This window comes from Pseudomonas sp. PDM20 (genome assembly GCF_014852575.3).
Classification (GTDB): domain Bacteria; phylum Pseudomonadota; class Gammaproteobacteria; order Pseudomonadales; family Pseudomonadaceae; genus Pseudomonas.
In genome coordinates, this window is record NZ_CM181224.1 from 653485 (window position 1) to 671166 (window position 17682).

A 17682-nucleotide genomic window follows, 5' to 3' on the forward strand; every position below is an offset into this window, starting at 1 on the left:
CCAAGACCGTAGGCGGCGCAAGCCTTAAACCTCAAGCCTACGCAGATGGTGCTCCCGATTCGTTTGCCGAATCAGACACCAAAACGCCGTCCGGCTCCGGCTGGACGAATCGGTAACATCCAGGAGTAAACCCGTGGCAATTAAACTCGAAGACAAGAAGGCCATCGTCGCTGAAGTCAACGAGGCTGCCAAAGCCGGTCTGTCCGCTGTCGTGGTTGATGCACGCGGCGTGACTGTCGGCGCTATGACCGGACTCCGTAAAGAGGCCCGCGCAGCTGGTGTGTACGTGAAAGTCGTACGTAACACCCTGCTCAAACGCGCCGTTGAAGGCACTCAGTTTGAAGTGCTCAACGACGTGTTCAAGGGCCCGACCCTGATTGCTTTCTCCAACGAACATCCGGGCGCTGCCGCTCGTATCTTCAAGGAGTTTGCCAAGGGTCAGGACAAGTTCGAGATCAAGGCGGCCGCGTTCGAGGGTCAGTTCCTCGCAGCCAATCAGATCGACGTGCTGGCGACCCTGCCGACCTACAACGAAGCTGTTGCACAGCTGATGAGCGTGATCCAAGGCGCTACCAGCAAGCTGGCTCGTACTCTGGCGGCAATTCGCGATCAGAAAGAAGCTACCGCAGCCTAAGGCTCGGCATCCTCTTTCAACCTTTTTTGTTTAATTCGATGGCCTTAGGCCGTCACCCAATACAGGAATTAGAGTCATGGCTCTGACCAACGAAGACATCATCTCCGCCGTATCCGAAATGTCCGTCATGCAGATCGTTGAACTGATCAAGGCGATGGAAGAGAAGTTCGGCGTTACCGCTGCTGCCGCTACCGTTGCTGCTGCCGGCCCGGCTGCTGCCGCTGCTGAAGAGCAGACCGAGTTCACCATCGTCCTGGCCGAAGCTGGCGACAAGAAAGTGAACGTGATCAAGGTCGTTCGTGAACTGACCGGCCTGGGCCTGAAAGAAGCCAAGGCTGTCGTTGACGGCGCCCCGGGCGTGGTCAAGGAAGGCGCTTCGAAAGAAGAAGCCGAAGCTGCCAAGAAAGCCCTGGAAGAAGCAGGCGCCAAGGTCGAGCTCAAGTAAGTTCGTACCTTGCGTCGACAGCCCGAGCGTTAAGCGACAGGCTGATGGCTGGTGGCAATTGCCACCGGCCTTTTTCCGTTATGGGTGGGGTGCCGTAGGTGCCTCCCATAACGTGAAAATCCCGCCACGAGTGGCGGCGCAAACCTAGGGTTTGCACGATTTTTGGGCTGCTCCCCTGTGCGGGAGAGGCCAAACAAGCAGGTGACCAAGCTGGGGAACGCTGATGGCTTACTCATACACTGAGAAAAAACGTATCCGCAAGGACTTTAGCAAGTTGCCGGACGTCATGGATGTGCCGTATTTGCTGGCCATCCAGCTGGATTCCTATCGCGAATTCCTGCAGGCGGGTGCAAGCAAGGACCAGGTCCGAGACATCGGCCTGCATGCGGCCTTCAAGTCCGTCTTCCCGATTATCAGCTATTCCGGCAATGCTGCCCTGGAATACGTCGGCTACCGTCTGGGTGAGCCGGCCTTCGATGTCAAGGAATGCGTGCTGCGTGGTGTGACCTTCGCGGTCCCGCTGCGTGTGAAAGTGCGCCTGATCATTTTCGACAAGGAATCGTCGAACAAAGCGATCAAGGACATCAAGGAACAAGAAGTCTACATGGGGGAAATCCCCCTGATGACCGAGAACGGTACCTTCATCATCAACGGTACCGAGCGCGTCATCGTTTCCCAGCTGCACCGCTCCCCGGGCGTGTTCTTCGACCACGACCGTGGCAAGACCCACAGCTCCGGCAAGCTGCTGTACTCCGCGCGCATCATTCCTTACCGCGGCTCCTGGCTCGACTTCGAGTTCGATCCGAAGGACTGCGTGTTCGTTCGTATCGACCGTCGCCGCAAACTGCCGGCTTCCGTCCTGCTGCGCGCGCTGAACTACAGCACCGAGGAAATCCTCAACGCGTTCTATGACACCAACGTCTACGAGATCAAGGGCGAGACCCTGAATCTGGAGCTGGTGCCGTCGCGTCTGCGTGGCGAGATCGCCAGCTTCGACATCAAGGATGCTGCCGGCAAGGTCATCGTTGAAGCGGGCCGCCGTATCACCGCGCGCCACATCAATCAGCTCGAGAAGGCTGGCATCAGCCAGCTGGAAGTGCCGTTCGACTACCTGATTGGCCGTACCGTGGCCAAGGCTGTCGTGCACCCGGCTACCGGCGAGATCATCGCCGAGTGCAACACCGAGCTGACCGTCGATGCCCTGGCCAAGATCGCCAAGGCCCAGGTTGCGCGCCTGGAAACTCTGTACACCAACGACATCGACTGCGGTCCGTTCATCTCCGACACGCTGAAGATCGACTCCACCAGCAACCAACTGGAAGCGCTGGTCGAGATCTATCGCATGATGCGTCCCGGCGAGCCGCCGACCAAGGAAGCCGCAGAGACCCTGTTCGGCAACCTGTTCTTCAGCGCCGAGCGTTACGACCTGTCCGCCGTTGGCCGCATGAAGTTCAACCGTCGTATCGGTCGTACCGAGATCGAAGGCGCCGGCGTCCTGAGCAAGGAAGACATCGTCGAGGTCCTCAAGACCCTGGTTGCCATCCGTAACGGTAAAGGCATCGTCGACGACATCGACCACCTGGGTAACCGTCGCGTCCGTTGCGTCGGCGAGATGGCCGAGAACCAGTTCCGCGTTGGCCTGGTGCGTGTAGAGCGCGCGGTCAAGGAACGTCTGTCGATGGCCGAAAGCGAAGGCCTGATGCCGCAGGACCTGATCAACGCCAAGCCGGTGGCTGCCGCGATCAAGGAGTTCTTCGGTTCCAGCCAGCTGTCGCAGTTCATGGACCAGAACAACCCGCTCTCCGAGATCACCCACAAGCGCCGCGTCTCCGCACTCGGCCCGGGTGGTCTGACCCGTGAGCGCGCGGGCTTCGAGGTTCGTGACGTACACCCGACCCACTACGGCCGCGTGTGCCCGATCGAAACCCCTGAAGGTCCGAACATCGGTCTGATCAACTCCCTGGCCACCTACGCCCGCACCAACAAGTACGGCTTCCTCGAAAGCCCGTACCGCGTGGTGAAGGAAGGTCTGGTCAGCGACGACATCGTCTTCCTGTCCGCGATCGAAGAGGCCGATCATGTGATCGCCCAGGCCTCCGCCACCCTGAACGAAAAGGGTGAGCTGATCGACGAACTGGTAGCCGTACGTCACCTGAACGAATTCACCGTGAAGGCGCCGGAAGACGTCACCCTCATGGACGTGTCGCCGAAGCAGGTCGTTTCCGTCGCTGCCTCGCTGATTCCGTTCCTCGAGCACGACGACGCCAACCGTGCACTCATGGGTTCGAACATGCAGCGTCAGGCTGTACCGACCCTGCGCGCCGACAAGCCGCTGGTAGGTACTGGCATGGAGCGCAACGTCGCCCGTGACTCCGGTGTCTGCGTGGTCGCCCGTCGTGGCGGCGTGATCGACTCGGTCGACGCCAGCCGTATCGTGGTCCGCGTGAACGACGACGAAGTCGAGACTGGCGAAGCCGGTGTCGACATCTACAACCTGACCAAGTACACCCGTTCGAACCAGAACACCTGCATCAACCAGCGTCCGCTGGTGCAGAAGGGTGACCAGGTTTCGCGCAGCGACATCCTGGCCGACGGCCCGTCCACCGACATGGGTGAACTGGCTCTGGGTCAGAACATGCGCGTAGCGTTCATGCCCTGGAACGGCTTCAACTTCGAAGACTCCATCTGCCTGTCCGAGCGCGTGGTCCAGGAAGATCGTTTCACCACGATCCACATCCAGGAACTGACTTGCGTTGCCCGTGACACCAAGCTCGGCCCAGAAGAAATCACCGCGGACATCCCGAACGTGGGTGAGGCTGCGCTGAACAAGCTGGACGAAGCTGGCATCGTCTACGTCGGCGCCGAAGTACAGGCTGGCGACATCCTGGTCGGCAAGGTCACCCCGAAAGGCGAGACCCAGCTGACTCCGGAAGAGAAGCTGCTGCGTGCGATCTTCGGTGAGAAGGCGTCCGACGTGAAGGACACCTCCCTGCGCGTGCCGACCGGCACCAAGGGTACCGTCATCGACGTACAGGTCTTCACCCGCGATGGCGTGGAGCGCGACAGCCGTGCCCTGTCCATCGAGAAGATGCAGCTGGACGAGATCCGCAAGGACCTGAACGAAGAGTTCCGCATCGTCGAAGGCGCAACCTTCGAGCGTCTGCGTTCCGCTCTGGTCGGCGCCAAGGCCGACGGCGGTCCTGCCCTGAAGAAAGGCGCAGAGATCACCGACGAGTACCTGGACGGCCTCGAGCGCGGCCAGTGGTTCAAGCTGCGCATGGCGGAAGATGCTCTGAACGAGCAGCTGGAGAAGGCCCAGGCCTACATCAGCGACCGCCGTCAGATGCTGGACGACAAGTTCGAAGACAAGAAGCGCAAGCTGCAGCAGGGCGACGACCTGGCTCCGGGCGTACTGAAGATCGTCAAGGTCTACCTCGCTATCAAGCGCCGCATCCAGCCGGGCGACAAGATGGCAGGCCGCCACGGTAACAAGGGTGTGGTCTCGGTGATCATGCCGGTCGAAGACATGCCGCACGACGTGCATGGCACTCCGGTCGACATCGTTCTGAACCCGCTGGGCGTACCGTCGCGTATGAACGTCGGTCAGATTCTCGAAACCCACCTGGGCCTTGCGGCCAAGGGTCTGGGCGAGAAGATCAACCGCATGCTCGAAGAGCAGCGCAAGATCGCCGAGCTGCGTGTGTTCCTGAACGAGATCTACAACGAGATCGGCGGCCGCCAGGAAAGCCTGGACGAGCTGAACGATAACGAGATCCTCGCTCTGGCCAACAACCTCAAGGGCGGCGTGCCCATGGCTACCCCGGTGTTCGACGGTGCCAAGGAGCGCGAGATCAAGGCCATGCTGAAGCTGGCCGATCTGCCGGAGAGCGGTCAGATGCGTCTGTATGACGGCCGCACCGGCAACCAGTTCGAGCGTACGACCACCGTTGGTTACATGTACATGCTCAAGCTGAACCACCTGGTCGATGACAAGATGCACGCACGTTCCACCGGCTCTTACAGCCTGGTTACCCAGCAGCCGCTGGGTGGTAAGGCGCAGTTCGGTGGCCAGCGTTTCGGGGAGATGGAGGTCTGGGCGCTGGAAGCCTACGGTGCCGCCTACACCCTGCAGGAAATGCTGACCGTGAAGTCGGACGACGTGAACGGCCGTACCAAGATGTACAAGAACATCGTGGACGGGGATCACCGCATGGAGGCCGGCATGCCCGAGTCCTTCAACGTGTTGATCAAAGAGATCCGCTCGCTCGGCATCGATATCGAACTGGAAACCGAATAACACGTGACGTCAGAACGGTGCGGCTGGTCAAGGCCGGTCGCACCGGGTCCGTGAGGAGGAAAGGCCTTGAAAGACTTGCTTAATCTGTTGAAAAACCAGGGTCAGATCGAAGAGTTCGATGCCATCCGTATTGGCCTGGCCTCGCCCGAGATGATTCGTTCCTGGTCCTTCGGCGAAGTCAAGAAGCCGGAGACCATCAACTACCGTACCTTCAAGCCGGAGCGCGATGGCCTGTTCTGCGCCAAGATCTTTGGCCCGGTGAAGGACTACGAGTGCCTGTGCGGTAAGTACAAGCGCCTGAAGCACCGCGGTGTGATCTGCGAGAAGTGCGGCGTGGAAGTCGCTCTGGCCAAGGTGCGCCGCGAGCGCATGGGCCACATCGAGCTGGCCTCGCCGGTCGCCCACATCTGGTTCCTGAAGTCCCTGCCGTCCCGTATCGGCCTGCTGCTGGACATGACCCTGCGTGACATCGAGCGCGTGCTCTATTTCGAGAGCTACGTGGTGATTGATCCGGGCATGACCACCCTCGAGAAGGGTCAGCTGCTGAACGACGAGCAGTACTTCGAAGCCCTCGAAGAGTTCGGTGATGACTTCGACGCCCGCATGGGTGCGGAAGCCGTTCGCGAGCTGCTCAACGCTATCGATCTGGAGCACGAGATTGGCCGCCTGCGCGAAGAGATTCCGCAGACCAACTCGGAAACCAAGATCAAGAAGCTGTCCAAGCGCCTGAAGCTGATGGAAGCCTTCCAGGGCTCCGGCAACCATCCCGAGTGGATGGTGCTGACCGTCCTGCCGGTGCTGCCGCCGGACCTGCGTCCGCTGGTTCCGCTGGATGGCGGCCGCTTCGCGACTTCGGATCTGAACGATCTGTATCGCCGCGTGATCAACCGTAACAACCGTCTGAAGCGCCTGCTCGATCTGGCAGCTCCCGACATCATCGTGCGCAACGAAAAGCGCATGCTGCAGGAAGCCGTCGACGCCCTGCTGGACAACGGCCGCCGCGGCCGTGCCATCACCGGCTCGAACAAGCGCCCGCTGAAGTCCCTGGCCGACATGATCAAGGGCAAGCAGGGTCGCTTCCGTCAGAACCTGCTCGGCAAGCGCGTGGACTACTCCGGTCGTTCGGTAATTACCGTAGGCCCGACCCTGCGTCTGCACCAGTGCGGTCTGCCGAAGAAGATGGCCCTGGAGCTGTTCAAGCCGTTCATCTTCGGCAAGCTGGAAGGTCGTGGCATGGCCACCACCATCAAGGCTGCCAAGAAGATGGTCGAGCGCGAGCTGCCGGAAGTGTGGGACGTTCTCGCTGAAGTCATCCGCGAACACCCCGTACTGCTGAACCGTGCGCCGACCCTGCACCGTCTGGGCATCCAGGCGTTCGAGCCGGTACTGATCGAAGGTAAAGCCATCCAGCTGCACCCGCTGGTCTGCGCCGCGTACAACGCCGACTTCGACGGTGACCAGATGGCCGTGCACGTTCCGCTGACCCTCGAGGCTCAGCTGGAAGCGCGCGCGCTGATGATGTCCACCAACAACATTCTGTCGCCCGCCAACGGCGAGCCGATCATCGTTCCGTCGCAGGACGTGGTAATGGGTCTGTACTACATGACCCGTGAAGCGATCAACGCGAAGGGCGAGGGCATGGCTTTCGCAGACCTGCAGGAGGTTGACCGCGCGTACCGCAGCGGCCAGGTGTCCCTGCACGCCCGCGTAAAAGTGCGCATCAACGAGAAGATCAAGAACGAAGACGGCTCCCTGACCGCCAACACCCGTATCGTCGACTCCACTGTCGGCCGTGCGCTGCTGTTCCAGGTTGTCCCGGCCGGCCTGCCCTTCGACGTGGTCAACCAGTCGATGAAGAAGAAGGCGATCTCCAAGCTGATCAACCACTGCTACCGCGTGGTGGGTCTGAAGGACACCGTCATCTTCGCTGACCAACTGATGTACACCGGCTTCGCCTACTCGACCATCTCCGGTGTGTCGATCGGCGTGAACGACTTCGTCATCCCGGACGAAAAGGCCCGCATCATTGATGCCGCCACCGAGGAAGTGAAGGAGATCGAAAGCCAGTACGCCTCCGGCCTGGTAACCCAGGGCGAGAAGTACAACAAGGTGATCGACCTCTGGTCCAAGGCCAACGACGAAGTGTCCAAAGCGATGATGGCCAACCTCTCGAAAGAGAAGGTGACCGATCGCGAAGGCAAGCAGGTCGACCAGGAGTCCTTCAACTCCATGTACATGATGGCGGACTCCGGTGCGCGGGGTTCCGCGGCCCAGATCCGTCAGCTGGCCGGTATGCGTGGCCTGATGGCCAAGCCGGACGGCTCCATCATCGAGACCCCGATCACCGCGAACTTCCGTGAAGGCCTGAACGTACTCCAGTACTTCATCTCCACTCACGGTGCTCGTAAAGGTCTGGCGGATACCGCACTGAAGACCGCGAACTCCGGTTACCTGACCCGTCGTCTCGTCGACGTGGCCCAGGACCTGGTCGTGACCGAGATCGACTGCGGCACCGAGCATGGCCTGGTCATGTCCCCGCACATCGAAGGCGGCGACGTGGTAGAGCCGCTGGGTGAGCGTGTACTCGGCCGCGTAATGGCTCGCGACGTGTTCAAGCCGGGCAGCGACGACGTGATCGTCGAAGCCGGTACTCTGATCGACGAGAAGTGGGTCGATTTCCTCGAGCAGATGAGCGTCGACGAAGTCGTTGTGCGTTCGCCGATCACCTGCGAAACCCGTCACGGCATCTGCGCCATGTGCTACGGCCGCGATCTGGCCCGTGGTCACCGCGTGAACATCGGTGAGGCTGTCGGCGTTATCGCTGCCCAGTCGATCGGTGAGCCGGGTACCCAGCTGACCATGCGTACCTTCCACATCGGTGGTGCGGCCAGCCGTACTTCCGCGGTGGACAACGTACAGGTCAAGAACGGCGGCACCATTCGCCTGCACAACCTGAAGCACGTAGAGCGTGCCGACGGCGCCCTGGTAGCGGTTTCCCGTTCCGGTGAGCTGGCGGTAGCCGACGACTTCGGTCGTGAGCGCGAGCGCTACAAGCTGCCGTACGGTGCGGTGATTTCCGTGAAGGAAGGTGACAAGGTCGACCCGGGCGCCATCGTCGCCAAGTGGGACCCGCACACCCACCCGATCGTCACCGAGATGGACGGCACCGTGGCCTTCGTGGGCATGGAAGAGGGCATCACCATCAAGCGCCAGACCGACGAACTGACCGGTCTGACCAACATTGAAGTGATGGATCCGAAGGATCGTCCGGCTGCCGGCAAGGACATTCGTCCGGCTGTGAAGCTGATCGACGCCGCAGGCAAGGATCTGCTGCTGCCGGGTACCGACGTACCGGCCCAGTACTTCCTGCCGGCGAACGCCCTGGTCAACCTCAACGATGGCGCGAAAGTGCGTATCGGTGACGTTATCGCGCGTATCCCGCAGGAAACCTCGAAGACCCGCGACATCACCGGTGGTCTGCCGCGCGTTGCCGACCTGTTCGAAGCTCGTCGTCCGAAAGAGCCTTCGATCCTGGCGGAAATCAGCGGCACCATTTCCTTCGGCAAGGAAACCAAGGGCAAGCGTCGCCTGGTGATCACTCCCACCGACGGTAGCGATCCGTACGAGGAGCTGATTCCGAAGTGGCGTCACCTGAACGTGTTCGAAGGTGAACAGGTAAGCCGCGGTGAAGTGATCTCCGACGGCCCGAGCAACCCGCACGACATCCTCCGTCTGCTGGGTGTCAGCTCGCTGGCCAAGTACATCGTCAACGAGATCCAGGACGTTTACCGTCTGCAGGGCGTGAAGATCAACGACAAGCACATCGAGACCATCCTGCGTCAGATGCTGCGCAAGGTCGAAGTGGCCGAGTCGGGCGATTCGTCCTTCATCAAGGGCGACCAGGTCGAACTGGTTCACGTGCTGGAAGAGAACGAAGTACTGGGCACCCAGGACAAGTTCCCGGCCAAGTACGAGCGCGTTCTGCTGGGTATCACCAAGGCCTCGCTGTCCACCGAGTCGTTCATCTCGGCGGCATCCTTCCAGGAGACCACCCGCGTCCTCACCGAGGCGGCGGTCACCGGCAAGCGCGACTTCCTGCGCGGCCTGAAGGAGAACGTGGTCGTGGGTCGTCTGATCCCGGCGGGTACCGGTCTGGCCTACCACAGCGAGCGCAAGCGTCAGCGCGAACTCGGCAAGCCGCAGCGCGTGAGCGCGAGCGAGGCCGAAGCAGCACTGGCCGAAGCGCTCAATCTGAGCGGTAACTAAGCCTCAAACGAAGCCCCGGTTGTCTTGACAACCGGGGCTTTGTCTTGACTGGCTTCCGTAAGCTCTTTAGTATCTTGTACCCCGAAAATTGGCAGGGCGCGTGCTCTGCCCATTTTCGTTTTTAAGTGTCGTAAGACAATCAGTGGAGCTATAGATGGCAACTATCAACCAGCTGGTGCGCAAACCGCGCAAGCGCCTGGTAGACAAGAGCGGCGTTCCTGCCCTGCAGAACTGCCCTCAGCGTCGCGGCGTATGCACCCGCGTATACACCACCACCCCGAAGAAGCCGAACTCCGCACTGCGTAAAGTGTGCCGTGTTCGTCTGACCAACGGTTTCGAGGTTTCCTCGTACATCGGTGGTGAAGGTCACAACCTGCAGGAGCACAGCGTAGTGCTGATCCGTGGCGGTCGTGTAAAGGACCTTCCGGGTGTTCGCTACCACACCGTGCGCGGTTCGCTGGATACCTCCGGCGTTAAAGACCGTAAGCAGGGTCGTTCGAAGTACGGCGCGAAGCGTCCGAAGTAATTTTGTTTTCCTATTTGCTGAGTCGATAAGAGTAAGGTCGGGCATCAAGTCCCGGATTACCTGAAGACCGTTTGAGGGCTTATCAATGCCAAGACGTCGTGTAGCGGCCAAACGTGAGATCCTGGCCGATCCTAAATACGGAAGCCAGATTCTGGCGAAGTTCATGAACCACGTGATGGAAAGCGGCAAGAAAGCCGTTGCCGAGCGTATCGTTTACGGTGCTCTGGACAAGGTCAAAGAGCGCGGTAAAGGCGACCCCCTGGAACTCTTCGAAAAAGCACTCGACGCCATCGCTCCGCTGGTCGAAGTGAAGTCCCGCCGTGTAGGCGGTGCTACCTACCAGGTTCCGGTCGAAGTACGTCCGTCCCGTCGTAATGCACTGGCCATGCGCTGGCTGGTGGACTTCGCCCGCAAGCGTGGCGAGAAGTCCATGGCTCTGCGTCTCGCTGGCGAACTGATGGACGCCGCTGAAGGTAAAGGCGCCGCTGTCAAGAAGCGTGAAGACGTACACCGTATGGCCGAGGCCAACAAAGCGTTCTCGCACTACCGCTTCTAATTACGGCAACACTACTTCTGCGAGGGCTTTATGGCTCGTAACACAGCAATCAACCGCTACCGGAACATTGGTATCTGTGCCCACGTTGACGCGGGCAAGACCACCACCACCGAGCGGATCCTGTTCTACACAGGTCTCAGCCACAAGATGGGTGAGGTGCATGACGGCGCTGCCACTACCGACTGGATGGTGCAGGAGCAGGAGCGTGGTATTACCATCACCTCCGCTGCGATCACCACCTTCTGGGAAGGTTCGCGCGGCCAGTACGACAAGTACCGCGTAAACGTCATCGACACCCCCGGCCACGTAGACTTCACCATTGAAGTTGAGCGCTCCCTGCGCGTACTGGACGGCGCTGTCGTTGTGTTCTGCGGCACCTCCGGCGTTGAGCCGCAGTCCGAAACCGTATGGCGTCAAGCCAACAAGTACGGCGTTCCGCGTATCGTTTACGTGAACAAGATGGACCGCGCCGGCGCCAACTTCCTGCGCGTCGTCGGTCAGATCAAGAACCGCCTGGGTCACACCCCGGTTCCGGTTCAGCTGGCCATCGGTGCAGAAGATGACTTCCAGGGTCAGGTTGACCTGCTGAAGATGAAGGCCATCTACTGGAACGAAGACGACAAGGGCACTTCCTATCGCGAGGAAGAAATTCCTGCCGATATGGTCGAGCTGGCCACCGAGTGGCGCAACAACATGGTCGAAGCTGCTGCCGAAGCCAACGAAGAGCTGATGAACAAGTACCTGGAAGAGGGTGAGCTGTCGATCGAAGAGATCAAGGCTGGCCTGCGTCTGCGTACCATCGCCTGCGAAATCGTACCGGCTGTCTGCGGCTCCTCGTTCAAGAACAAGGGTGTGCCCCTGGTTCTCGACGCCGTGATCGACTTCCTGCCTGCTCCGACCGAGATCCCTGCTATCCAGGGTATCCACCCGGATCACATCGACGACGGCGACGAAGCTCCGAAGGACGATCGTCCTGCCGACGACAATGCTCCGTTCTCGGCTCTGGCATTCAAGATCGCCACCGACCCGTTCGTAGGTACTCTGACCTTCGTTCGCGTCTACTCGGGCGTTCTGGAGTCTGGTAACTCCGTTATCAACTCCGTGAAAGGCAAGAAAGAGCGCGTTGGTCGTATGGTGCAGATGCACGCGAACCAGCGTGACGAGATCAAAGAAGTGCGCGCTGGCGACATCGCTGCTCTGATTGGCATGAAGGACGTCACCACCGGTGACACCCTGTGCGATATCGAGAAGCCGATCATCCTCGAGCGTATGGACTTCCCGGAGCCGGTAATCTCGGTAGCTGTTGAGCCGAAGACCAAGGCTGACCAGGAGAAGATGGGCATTGCCCTCGGCAAGCTGGCTCAGGAAGACCCGTCGTTCCGCGTCAAGACCGACGAAGAAACCGGCCAGACCATCATCTCCGGTATGGGTGAGCTGCACCTGGACATCCTCGTCGACCGCATGAAGCGTGAATTCGGCGTTGAGGCGAACATCGGCAAGCCGCAGGTTTCGTACCGCGAAACCATCTCGAAGGACAACATCGAGATCGAAGGCAAGTTCGTTCGTCAGTCCGGTGGTCGTGGTCAGTTCGGTCACTGCTGGATTCGCTTCTCGACTCCGGACGTGGACGACAAGGGCAACATCACTGAAGGCCTGGTCTTCACCAACGAAGTCGTGGGCGGTGTGGTTCCGAAGGAATACATCCCGGCCATCCAGAAGGGCATCGAAGAGCAGATGAAGAACGGCGTTGTTGCCGGCTATCCGCTGATCGGCCTGAAGGCGACCGTCTTCGATGGTTCCTACCACGACGTCGACTCCAACGAGATGGCGTTCAAGATCGCTGCTTCCATGGCGACCAAGCAGCTGGCCCAGAAGGGCGGCGGCAAGGTTCTGGAGCCGATCATGAAGGTGGAAGTGGTGACTCCTGAGGACTACATGGGTGACGTGATGGGTGACCTGAACCGTCGTCGTGGTCTGATTCAGGGGATGGAAGACTCGGTTTCCGGTAAGGTTATCCGTGCCGAGGTTCCGCTGGGCGAGATGTTCGGTTACGCAACCGACGTGCGTTCCATGTCCCAGGGTCGCGCTAGCTACTCCATGGAATTCTCCAAGTACGCTGAAGCTCCGGCGAACGTCGTCGAAGCTCTGGCCAAAAAACAAGCTTGATTCAGCTCTTTTAGTAGAGGTTACTCTCGTGGCTAAAGAAAAATTTGAACGTAACAAACCGCACGTCAACGTCGGCACCATCGGTCACGTTGACCACGGCAAAACCACTCTGACCGCTGCTCTGACCAAGGTCTGCTCCGAGACTTGGGGTGGCTCCGCTCGCGCTTTCGACCAGATCGACAACGCGCCGGAAGAGAAGGCTCGTGGTATCACCATCAACACCTCTCACGTTGAATATGACTCGCCGGTACGCCACTACGCTCACGTAGACTGCCCGGGCCACGCCGACTACGTGAAGAACATGATCACCGGTGCTGCCCAGATGGACGGCGCGATCCTGGTTTGCTCCGCTGCTGACGGCCCCATGCCGCAGACCCGCGAGCACATCCTGCTGTCCCGTCAGGTAGGTGTTCCTTACATCGTCGTGTTCCTGAACAAGGCCGACATGGTTGACGACGCCGAGCTGCTGGAACTGGTCGAAATGGAAGTTCGCGATCTGCTGAACACCTACGACTTCCCGGGCGACGACACCCCGATCGTTATCGGTTCCGCTCTGATGGCTCTGAACGGCCAGGACGACAACGAGATGGGCGTTTCCGCTGTGCGCAAGCTGGTAGAAACCCTGGACTCGTACATCCCTGAGCCCGAGCGCGCCATCGACAAGCCGTTCCTGATGCCGATCGAAGACGTATTCTCGATCTCCGGTCGTGGCACCGTGGTAACTGGCCGTGTTGAGCGTGGCATCGTCAAGATCCAGGAAGAAGTGGAAATCGTCGGCATCAAGGCGACCACCAAGACTACCTGCACCGGCGTTGAAATGTTCCGCAAGCTGCTCGACGAAGGTCGTGCTGGTGAGAACGTCGGCGTTCTGCTGCGTGGCACCAAGCGTGAAGACGTAGAGCGTGGCCAGGTTCTGGCCAAGCCGGGCACCATCAAGCCGCACACCAAGTTCGAGTGCGAAGTGTACGTGCTGTCCAAGGAAGAAGGTGGTCGTCACACCCCGTTCTTCAAAGGCTACCGCCCGCAGTTCTACTTCCGCACCACCGACGTAACCGGCAACTGCGAACTGCCGGAAGGCGTTGAGATGGTAATGCCGGGCGACAACGTGAAAATGGTTGTCACCCTGATCGCCCCGATCGCCATGGAAGATGGCCTGCGCTTCGCAATTCGCGAAGGCGGCCGTACCGTTGGCGCCGGCGTGGTTGCCAAGATCATCGAGTAATCGCTGATCCGCTCCAGGAAAAGGGACCCTTCGGGGTCCCTTTTTCGTTGAGTTGGTTAAATATTGACACCCCCCAGACGCATCCGTACAATTGCGCCTCCTTTTAACGGGCGGAGTCCGTCCGTTGGGAATGGCAACTTGGAGTCTGAGGTCAAATGCAAAATCAACAAATCCGTATTCGGTTGAAGGCTTTTGATCACCGCCTGATCGACCAATCTACCCAGGAAATCGTGGAAACCGCGAAACGTACTGGGGCTCAGGTGCGTGGTCCGATTCCTCTGCCGACCCGCAAGGAACGTTACACCGTGCTGATTTCCCCGCACGTCAACAAGGACGCTCGTGACCAGTACGAAATCCGTACCCACAAGCGTGTTCTCGACATCGTTCAGCCGACCGACAAAACCGTCGACGCGCTGATGAAGCTCGACCTTGCTGCTGGCGTCGAAGTACAGATCAGCCTCGGCTAATGCCTTCGGCATTGGTCGTGTAACGCTCTGAAATGGGCGGCCATAGCGGGTGAAAGCCCCGTACACTAAAGAGGTTCTAAAGATGACAATTGGTGTTGTCGGTCGTAAGTGCGGCATGACCCGCATCTTCACCGAAGATGGTGTCTCTATTCCGGTCACGGTCATTGAGGTCGAGCCGAATCGCGTCACCCAGTTCAAAAACGAAGAAAGTGATGGCTATCGCGCTGTGCAGGTAACTGCTGGCGAGCGTCGTGCTTCTCGTGTGACCAAGGCGCAGGCCGGTCACTTTGCCAAGGCGAATGTCGCCGCCGGTCGCGGCGTGTGGGAATTCCGTCTGGGCGAAGAGGAGTTCAAGGCAGGCGATTCCATCTCTGTCGACCTGTTCCAGGCCGGTCAGCTGGTAGACGTTACTGGCGAGTCCAAAGGTAAAGGCTTTGCCGGTACCATCAAGCGCTGGAACTTCCGTGGTCAAGATAACACCCACGGTAACTCCGTTTCCCACCGCGTCCCGGGTTCCATCGGCCAGTGCCAGACTCCTGGTCGAGTGTTCAAGGGCAAAAAAATGTCGGGCCACATGGGTGCTGAGCGTGTAACCGTTCAATCCCTTGAGGTCGTGCGTGTCGATGCAGAGCGCAATCTGCTGCTGGTCAAAGGTGCCGTTCCCGGCGCTACCGGTGGTGATGTGCTGGTGCGTCCGGCAGCCAAGGCTCGCGGTTAAGAGAGGAAGCTGAGATGCAACTGAATGTAAATGGCGCTCAGGCGATCGAGGTTTCCGAGCGTACTTTTGGTAGCGAATTCAACGAGACCCTGGTTCACCAGGCAGTCGTCGCCTACATGGCTGGCGGTCGTCAGGGCACCAAGGCTCAGAAAACTCGTTCCGAAGTCTCCGGTGGTGGCAAGAAGCCGTGGCGTCAGAAGGGCACTGGTCGTGCTCGTGCTGGCACCATCCGTAGCCCCATCTGGCGTGGCGGCGGCGCGACCTTCGCGGCCAAGCCCCAGGATCACTCCCAGAAGCTCAACAAGAAGATGTACCGCGCTGCTCTGCGCTCCATCCTCTCTGAGCTGGTTCGTCTGGACCGTCTGGTTGTCGTTGCCGACTTCGCTGTCGACGCACCGAAGACCAAAGGTCTGGTCAGCAAGCTGGAAGGCCTGGGCCTGAAAGATGTACTGATCGTCACCGAAGGCGTCGATGAGAACCTGTACCTGGCAGCTCGCAACCTGGCCCACGTCGATGTACGTGATGTCCAGGCTTCCGATCCGGTCAGCCTCATCGCCTACGACAAGGTGCTGGTCACCGTGTCCGCCGTGAAGAAGTTCGAGGAGCTGCTGGCATGAACCAGGAACGCGTATTCAAAGTGCTGCTGGGCCCGCATATCTCCGAGAAGGCCACTGGCCTGGCGGACGGCAACAGCCAATTCGTTTTCAAGGTTGCCACTGATGCAACCAAGCTGGAAATCAAGAAGGCCGTAGAAAGCCTGTTCGGCGTGAAAGTACGTCGCGTCACCACCCTGAATGTTCAGGGCAAGACCAAGCGTACCGTTCGCGGCCTGGGCAAGCGTAACGACTGGAAAAAAGCGTACATCGCTCTCCAGCCGGGCCAGGATCTCGATTTCGCAGCTGGCGCTGAGTAAAGGGGTGCATCATGGCAATCGTTAAATGCAAACCGACTTCCGCTGGTCGTCGTTTCGTCGTCAAGGTAGTGAACCAGGACCTGCACAAAGGTGCTCCGTTCGCTCCCCTGCTCGAGAAGAAGTCCAAGTCGGGCGGCCGTAACAACAACGGTCGCATCACCACCCGTCATATCGGTGGTGGTCACAAGCAGCACTATCGTCTGGTCGACTTCCGTCGCAACAAGGATGGCATTCCTGCCATCGTTGAGCGCGTCGAATACGATCCGAACCGTACTGCTCACATCGCTCTGCTGAAATACGCGGACGGCGAGCGTCGTTACATCATCGCCCCCAAAGGCGTGGTGGCTGGCGATCAACTGATCTCCGGTATCGGCGCTCCGATCAAGGCCGGCAACAACATGCCGCTGCGCAACATCCCGGTTGGTAGCACCATCCACGGTATCGAACTGAAGCCTGGCAAAGGCGCTCAGATCGCTCGCTCCGCTGGCGCTTCGGCTCAGCTGGTAGCCCGTGAAGGTGCATACGTAACCGTACGTCTGCGTTCCGGTGAGATGCGTAAAGTCCTGGCTGACTGCCGTGCGACCCTGGGTGAAGTCTCGAACTCCGAGCACAGCCTGCGTTCGCTGGGTAAAGCCGGTGCCAAACGCTGGCGTGGCGTTCGCCCGACCGTTCGTGGTGTTGCCATGAACCCGGTCGACCACCCGCATGGTGGTGGTGAAGGTCGTACCTCTGCTGGTCGTCATCCGGTATCGCCGTGGGGTCTTCAGACCAAGGGTAAGAAGACTCGCGCGAACAAGCGTACCGACAACATGATCGTCCGTCGCCGCAAGTAAATAGAGGGATACGACAGTGCCACGTTCTCTGAAAAAAGGTCCTTTTATCGATCTTCACCTGCTGAAGAAGATCGAAGTGGCGGTAGAAAAGAACGACCGCAAGCCGATCAAGACCTGGTCGCGCCGTTCTATGATCATGCCGCACATGGTTGGTCTGACCATCGCTGTCCACAACGGCCGTCAACACGTGCCGGTTCTGGTCAACGAAGACATGGTCGGTCACAAACTCGGCGAGTTCGCTGCTACCCGCACTTATCGTGGGCACGCTGCGGACAAGAAAGCCAAGCGTTAAGGGGTAAGGAAGATGGAAGTAGCCGCTAAGCTCTCGGGCGCTCGTATCTCCGCCCAGAAAGCCCGCTTGGTCGCCGACCAGATCCGCGGGAAGAAGGTGGGCGATGCGCTCAACCTCCTGGCTTTCAGCAACAAGAAAGCCGCCGAGATCATGAAGAAAGTGCTGGAGTCGGCCGTTGCCAACGCCGAGCACAACGAAGGCGCCGATGTAGACGATCTCAAAGTCTCCACCGTCTTCGTCAACGAAGGTCGTTCGCTCAAGCGCATCATGCCGCGTGCCAAAGGCCGTGCTGATCGCATCGTCAAGCGGTCTTGCCATATCACTGTCAAGGTTGCGGACAAGTAACG

Annotated in this window: 15 protein-coding genes; all 15 read left to right on the plus strand. The window is 59.6% G+C overall.

Annotation, left to right across the window (positions count from 1 at the left end; translation table 11 throughout):
• Positions 1–133: 133 nt before the first annotated feature.
• The 15 genes from rplJ (at position 134) to rplV (ending at position 17680) form a co-directional block, all read left to right on the plus strand.
• Positions 134–634, plus strand: a complete 501-nt coding sequence (gene rplJ, locus IB261_RS03180) for a 50S ribosomal protein L10 (RefSeq protein WP_015475313.1) — start codon at positions 134–136, stop codon at positions 632–634.
• A 76-nt stretch (positions 635–710) separates the two neighbouring features.
• Entirely contained in the window at positions 711–1079 is a 369-nt protein-coding gene (gene rplL / locus IB261_RS03185) for a 50S ribosomal protein L7/L12 (protein ID WP_017516430.1), read from the plus strand.
• A gap of 223 nt (positions 1080–1302) precedes the next feature.
• On the plus strand, positions 1303–5376 hold the full coding sequence (gene rpoB / locus IB261_RS03190) for a DNA-directed RNA polymerase subunit beta (protein WP_081520877.1): 4074 nt from the start codon (positions 1303–1305) through the stop codon (positions 5374–5376).
• Positions 5377–5442: 66 nt separating this feature from the next.
• A complete protein-coding gene (gene rpoC / locus IB261_RS03195; RefSeq protein WP_026078720.1) occupies positions 5443–9642 on the plus strand; it encodes a DNA-directed RNA polymerase subunit beta' in 4200 nt (1399 codons plus the stop codon).
• 154 nt (positions 9643–9796) lie between these two features.
• Complete coding sequence (gene rpsL / locus IB261_RS03200; RefSeq protein WP_015475317.1) at positions 9797–10168, plus strand: 30S ribosomal protein S12; 372 nt, start codon at positions 9797–9799, stop codon at positions 10166–10168.
• A gap of 85 nt (positions 10169–10253) precedes the next feature.
• Positions 10254–10724 carry a 30S ribosomal protein S7 gene (gene rpsG / locus IB261_RS03205; protein ID WP_015475318.1) on the plus strand — a complete coding sequence of 157 codons (471 nt, stop codon included), beginning with the start codon at positions 10254–10256 and terminating at the stop codon, positions 10722–10724.
• A 30-nt stretch (positions 10725–10754) separates the two neighbouring features.
• Positions 10755–12890 (plus strand): elongation factor G, encoded by a 2136-nt coding sequence (fusA, locus tag IB261_RS03210; protein WP_045217356.1) that lies wholly within the window; start codon positions 10755–10757, stop codon positions 12888–12890.
• 28 nt (positions 12891–12918) lie between these two features.
• Positions 12919–14112: an elongation factor Tu gene (gene tuf / locus IB261_RS03215; protein WP_054910987.1), complete on the plus strand. Its 1194-nt coding sequence runs from the start codon at positions 12919–12921 to the stop codon at positions 14110–14112.
• 155 nt (positions 14113–14267) lie between these two features.
• Positions 14268–14579 carry a 30S ribosomal protein S10 gene (gene rpsJ, locus IB261_RS03220; protein WP_003243886.1) on the plus strand — a complete coding sequence of 104 codons (312 nt, stop codon included), beginning with the start codon at positions 14268–14270 and terminating at the stop codon, positions 14577–14579.
• A gap of 82 nt (positions 14580–14661) precedes the next feature.
• On the plus strand, positions 14662–15297 hold the full coding sequence (rplC, locus tag IB261_RS03225; RefSeq protein ID WP_024767389.1) for a 50S ribosomal protein L3: 636 nt from the start codon (positions 14662–14664) through the stop codon (positions 15295–15297).
• A gap of 14 nt (positions 15298–15311) precedes the next feature.
• Positions 15312–15914, plus strand: a complete 603-nt coding sequence (gene rplD / locus IB261_RS03230; protein ID WP_017521904.1) for a 50S ribosomal protein L4 — start codon at positions 15312–15314, stop codon at positions 15912–15914.
• The gene (gene rplW / locus IB261_RS03235; protein ID WP_015475322.1) at positions 15911–16210 is read left to right on the plus strand and encodes a 50S ribosomal protein L23; all 300 of its coding nucleotides are present in this window, start codon (positions 15911–15913) and stop codon (positions 16208–16210) included. The genes rplD and rplW overlap by 4 nt, the downstream gene beginning before the upstream one ends.
• Positions 16211–16221: 11 nt before the next feature.
• The gene (gene rplB, locus IB261_RS03240; protein WP_024767388.1) at positions 16222–17043 is read left to right on the plus strand and encodes a 50S ribosomal protein L2; all 822 of its coding nucleotides are present in this window, start codon (positions 16222–16224) and stop codon (positions 17041–17043) included.
• 16 nt (positions 17044–17059) lie between these two features.
• Complete coding sequence (gene rpsS / locus IB261_RS03245) at positions 17060–17335, plus strand: 30S ribosomal protein S19 (protein ID WP_017521902.1); 276 nt, start codon at positions 17060–17062, stop codon at positions 17333–17335.
• 12 nt (positions 17336–17347) lie between these two features.
• Entirely contained in the window at positions 17348–17680 is a 333-nt protein-coding gene (gene rplV / locus IB261_RS03250) for a 50S ribosomal protein L22 (protein WP_015475325.1), read from the plus strand.
• The last annotated feature ends 2 nt before the right edge of the window (positions 17681–17682 follow it).

Bases quoted from the DNA above. Each gene is read 5' to 3' on its own strand.
- rpoB (WP_081520877.1), top strand. From the start codon at position 1,303: ATGGCTTACTCATACACTGAGAAAAAACGTATCCGCAAGGACTTTAGC.
- rplV (WP_015475325.1), top strand. From the start codon at position 17,348: ATGGAAGTAGCCGCTAAGCTCTCGGGCGCTCGTATCTCCGCCCAGAAA.
- rplC (WP_024767389.1), top strand. From the start codon at position 14,662: ATGACAATTGGTGTTGTCGGTCGTAAGTGCGGCATGACCCGCATCTTC.
- rpsJ (WP_003243886.1), top strand. From the start codon at position 14,268: ATGCAAAATCAACAAATCCGTATTCGGTTGAAGGCTTTTGATCACCGC.
- rplD (WP_017521904.1), top strand. From the start codon at position 15,312: ATGCAACTGAATGTAAATGGCGCTCAGGCGATCGAGGTTTCCGAGCGT.
- fusA (WP_045217356.1), top strand. From the start codon at position 10,755: ATGGCTCGTAACACAGCAATCAACCGCTACCGGAACATTGGTATCTGT.
- rplL (WP_017516430.1), top strand. From the start codon at position 711: ATGGCTCTGACCAACGAAGACATCATCTCCGCCGTATCCGAAATGTCC.
- rplW (WP_015475322.1), top strand. From the start codon at position 15,911: ATGAACCAGGAACGCGTATTCAAAGTGCTGCTGGGCCCGCATATCTCC.
- rpsG (WP_015475318.1), top strand. From the start codon at position 10,254: ATGCCAAGACGTCGTGTAGCGGCCAAACGTGAGATCCTGGCCGATCCT.
- rpsL (WP_015475317.1), top strand. From the start codon at position 9,797: ATGGCAACTATCAACCAGCTGGTGCGCAAACCGCGCAAGCGCCTGGTA.
- rplB (WP_024767388.1), top strand. From the start codon at position 16,222: ATGGCAATCGTTAAATGCAAACCGACTTCCGCTGGTCGTCGTTTCGTC.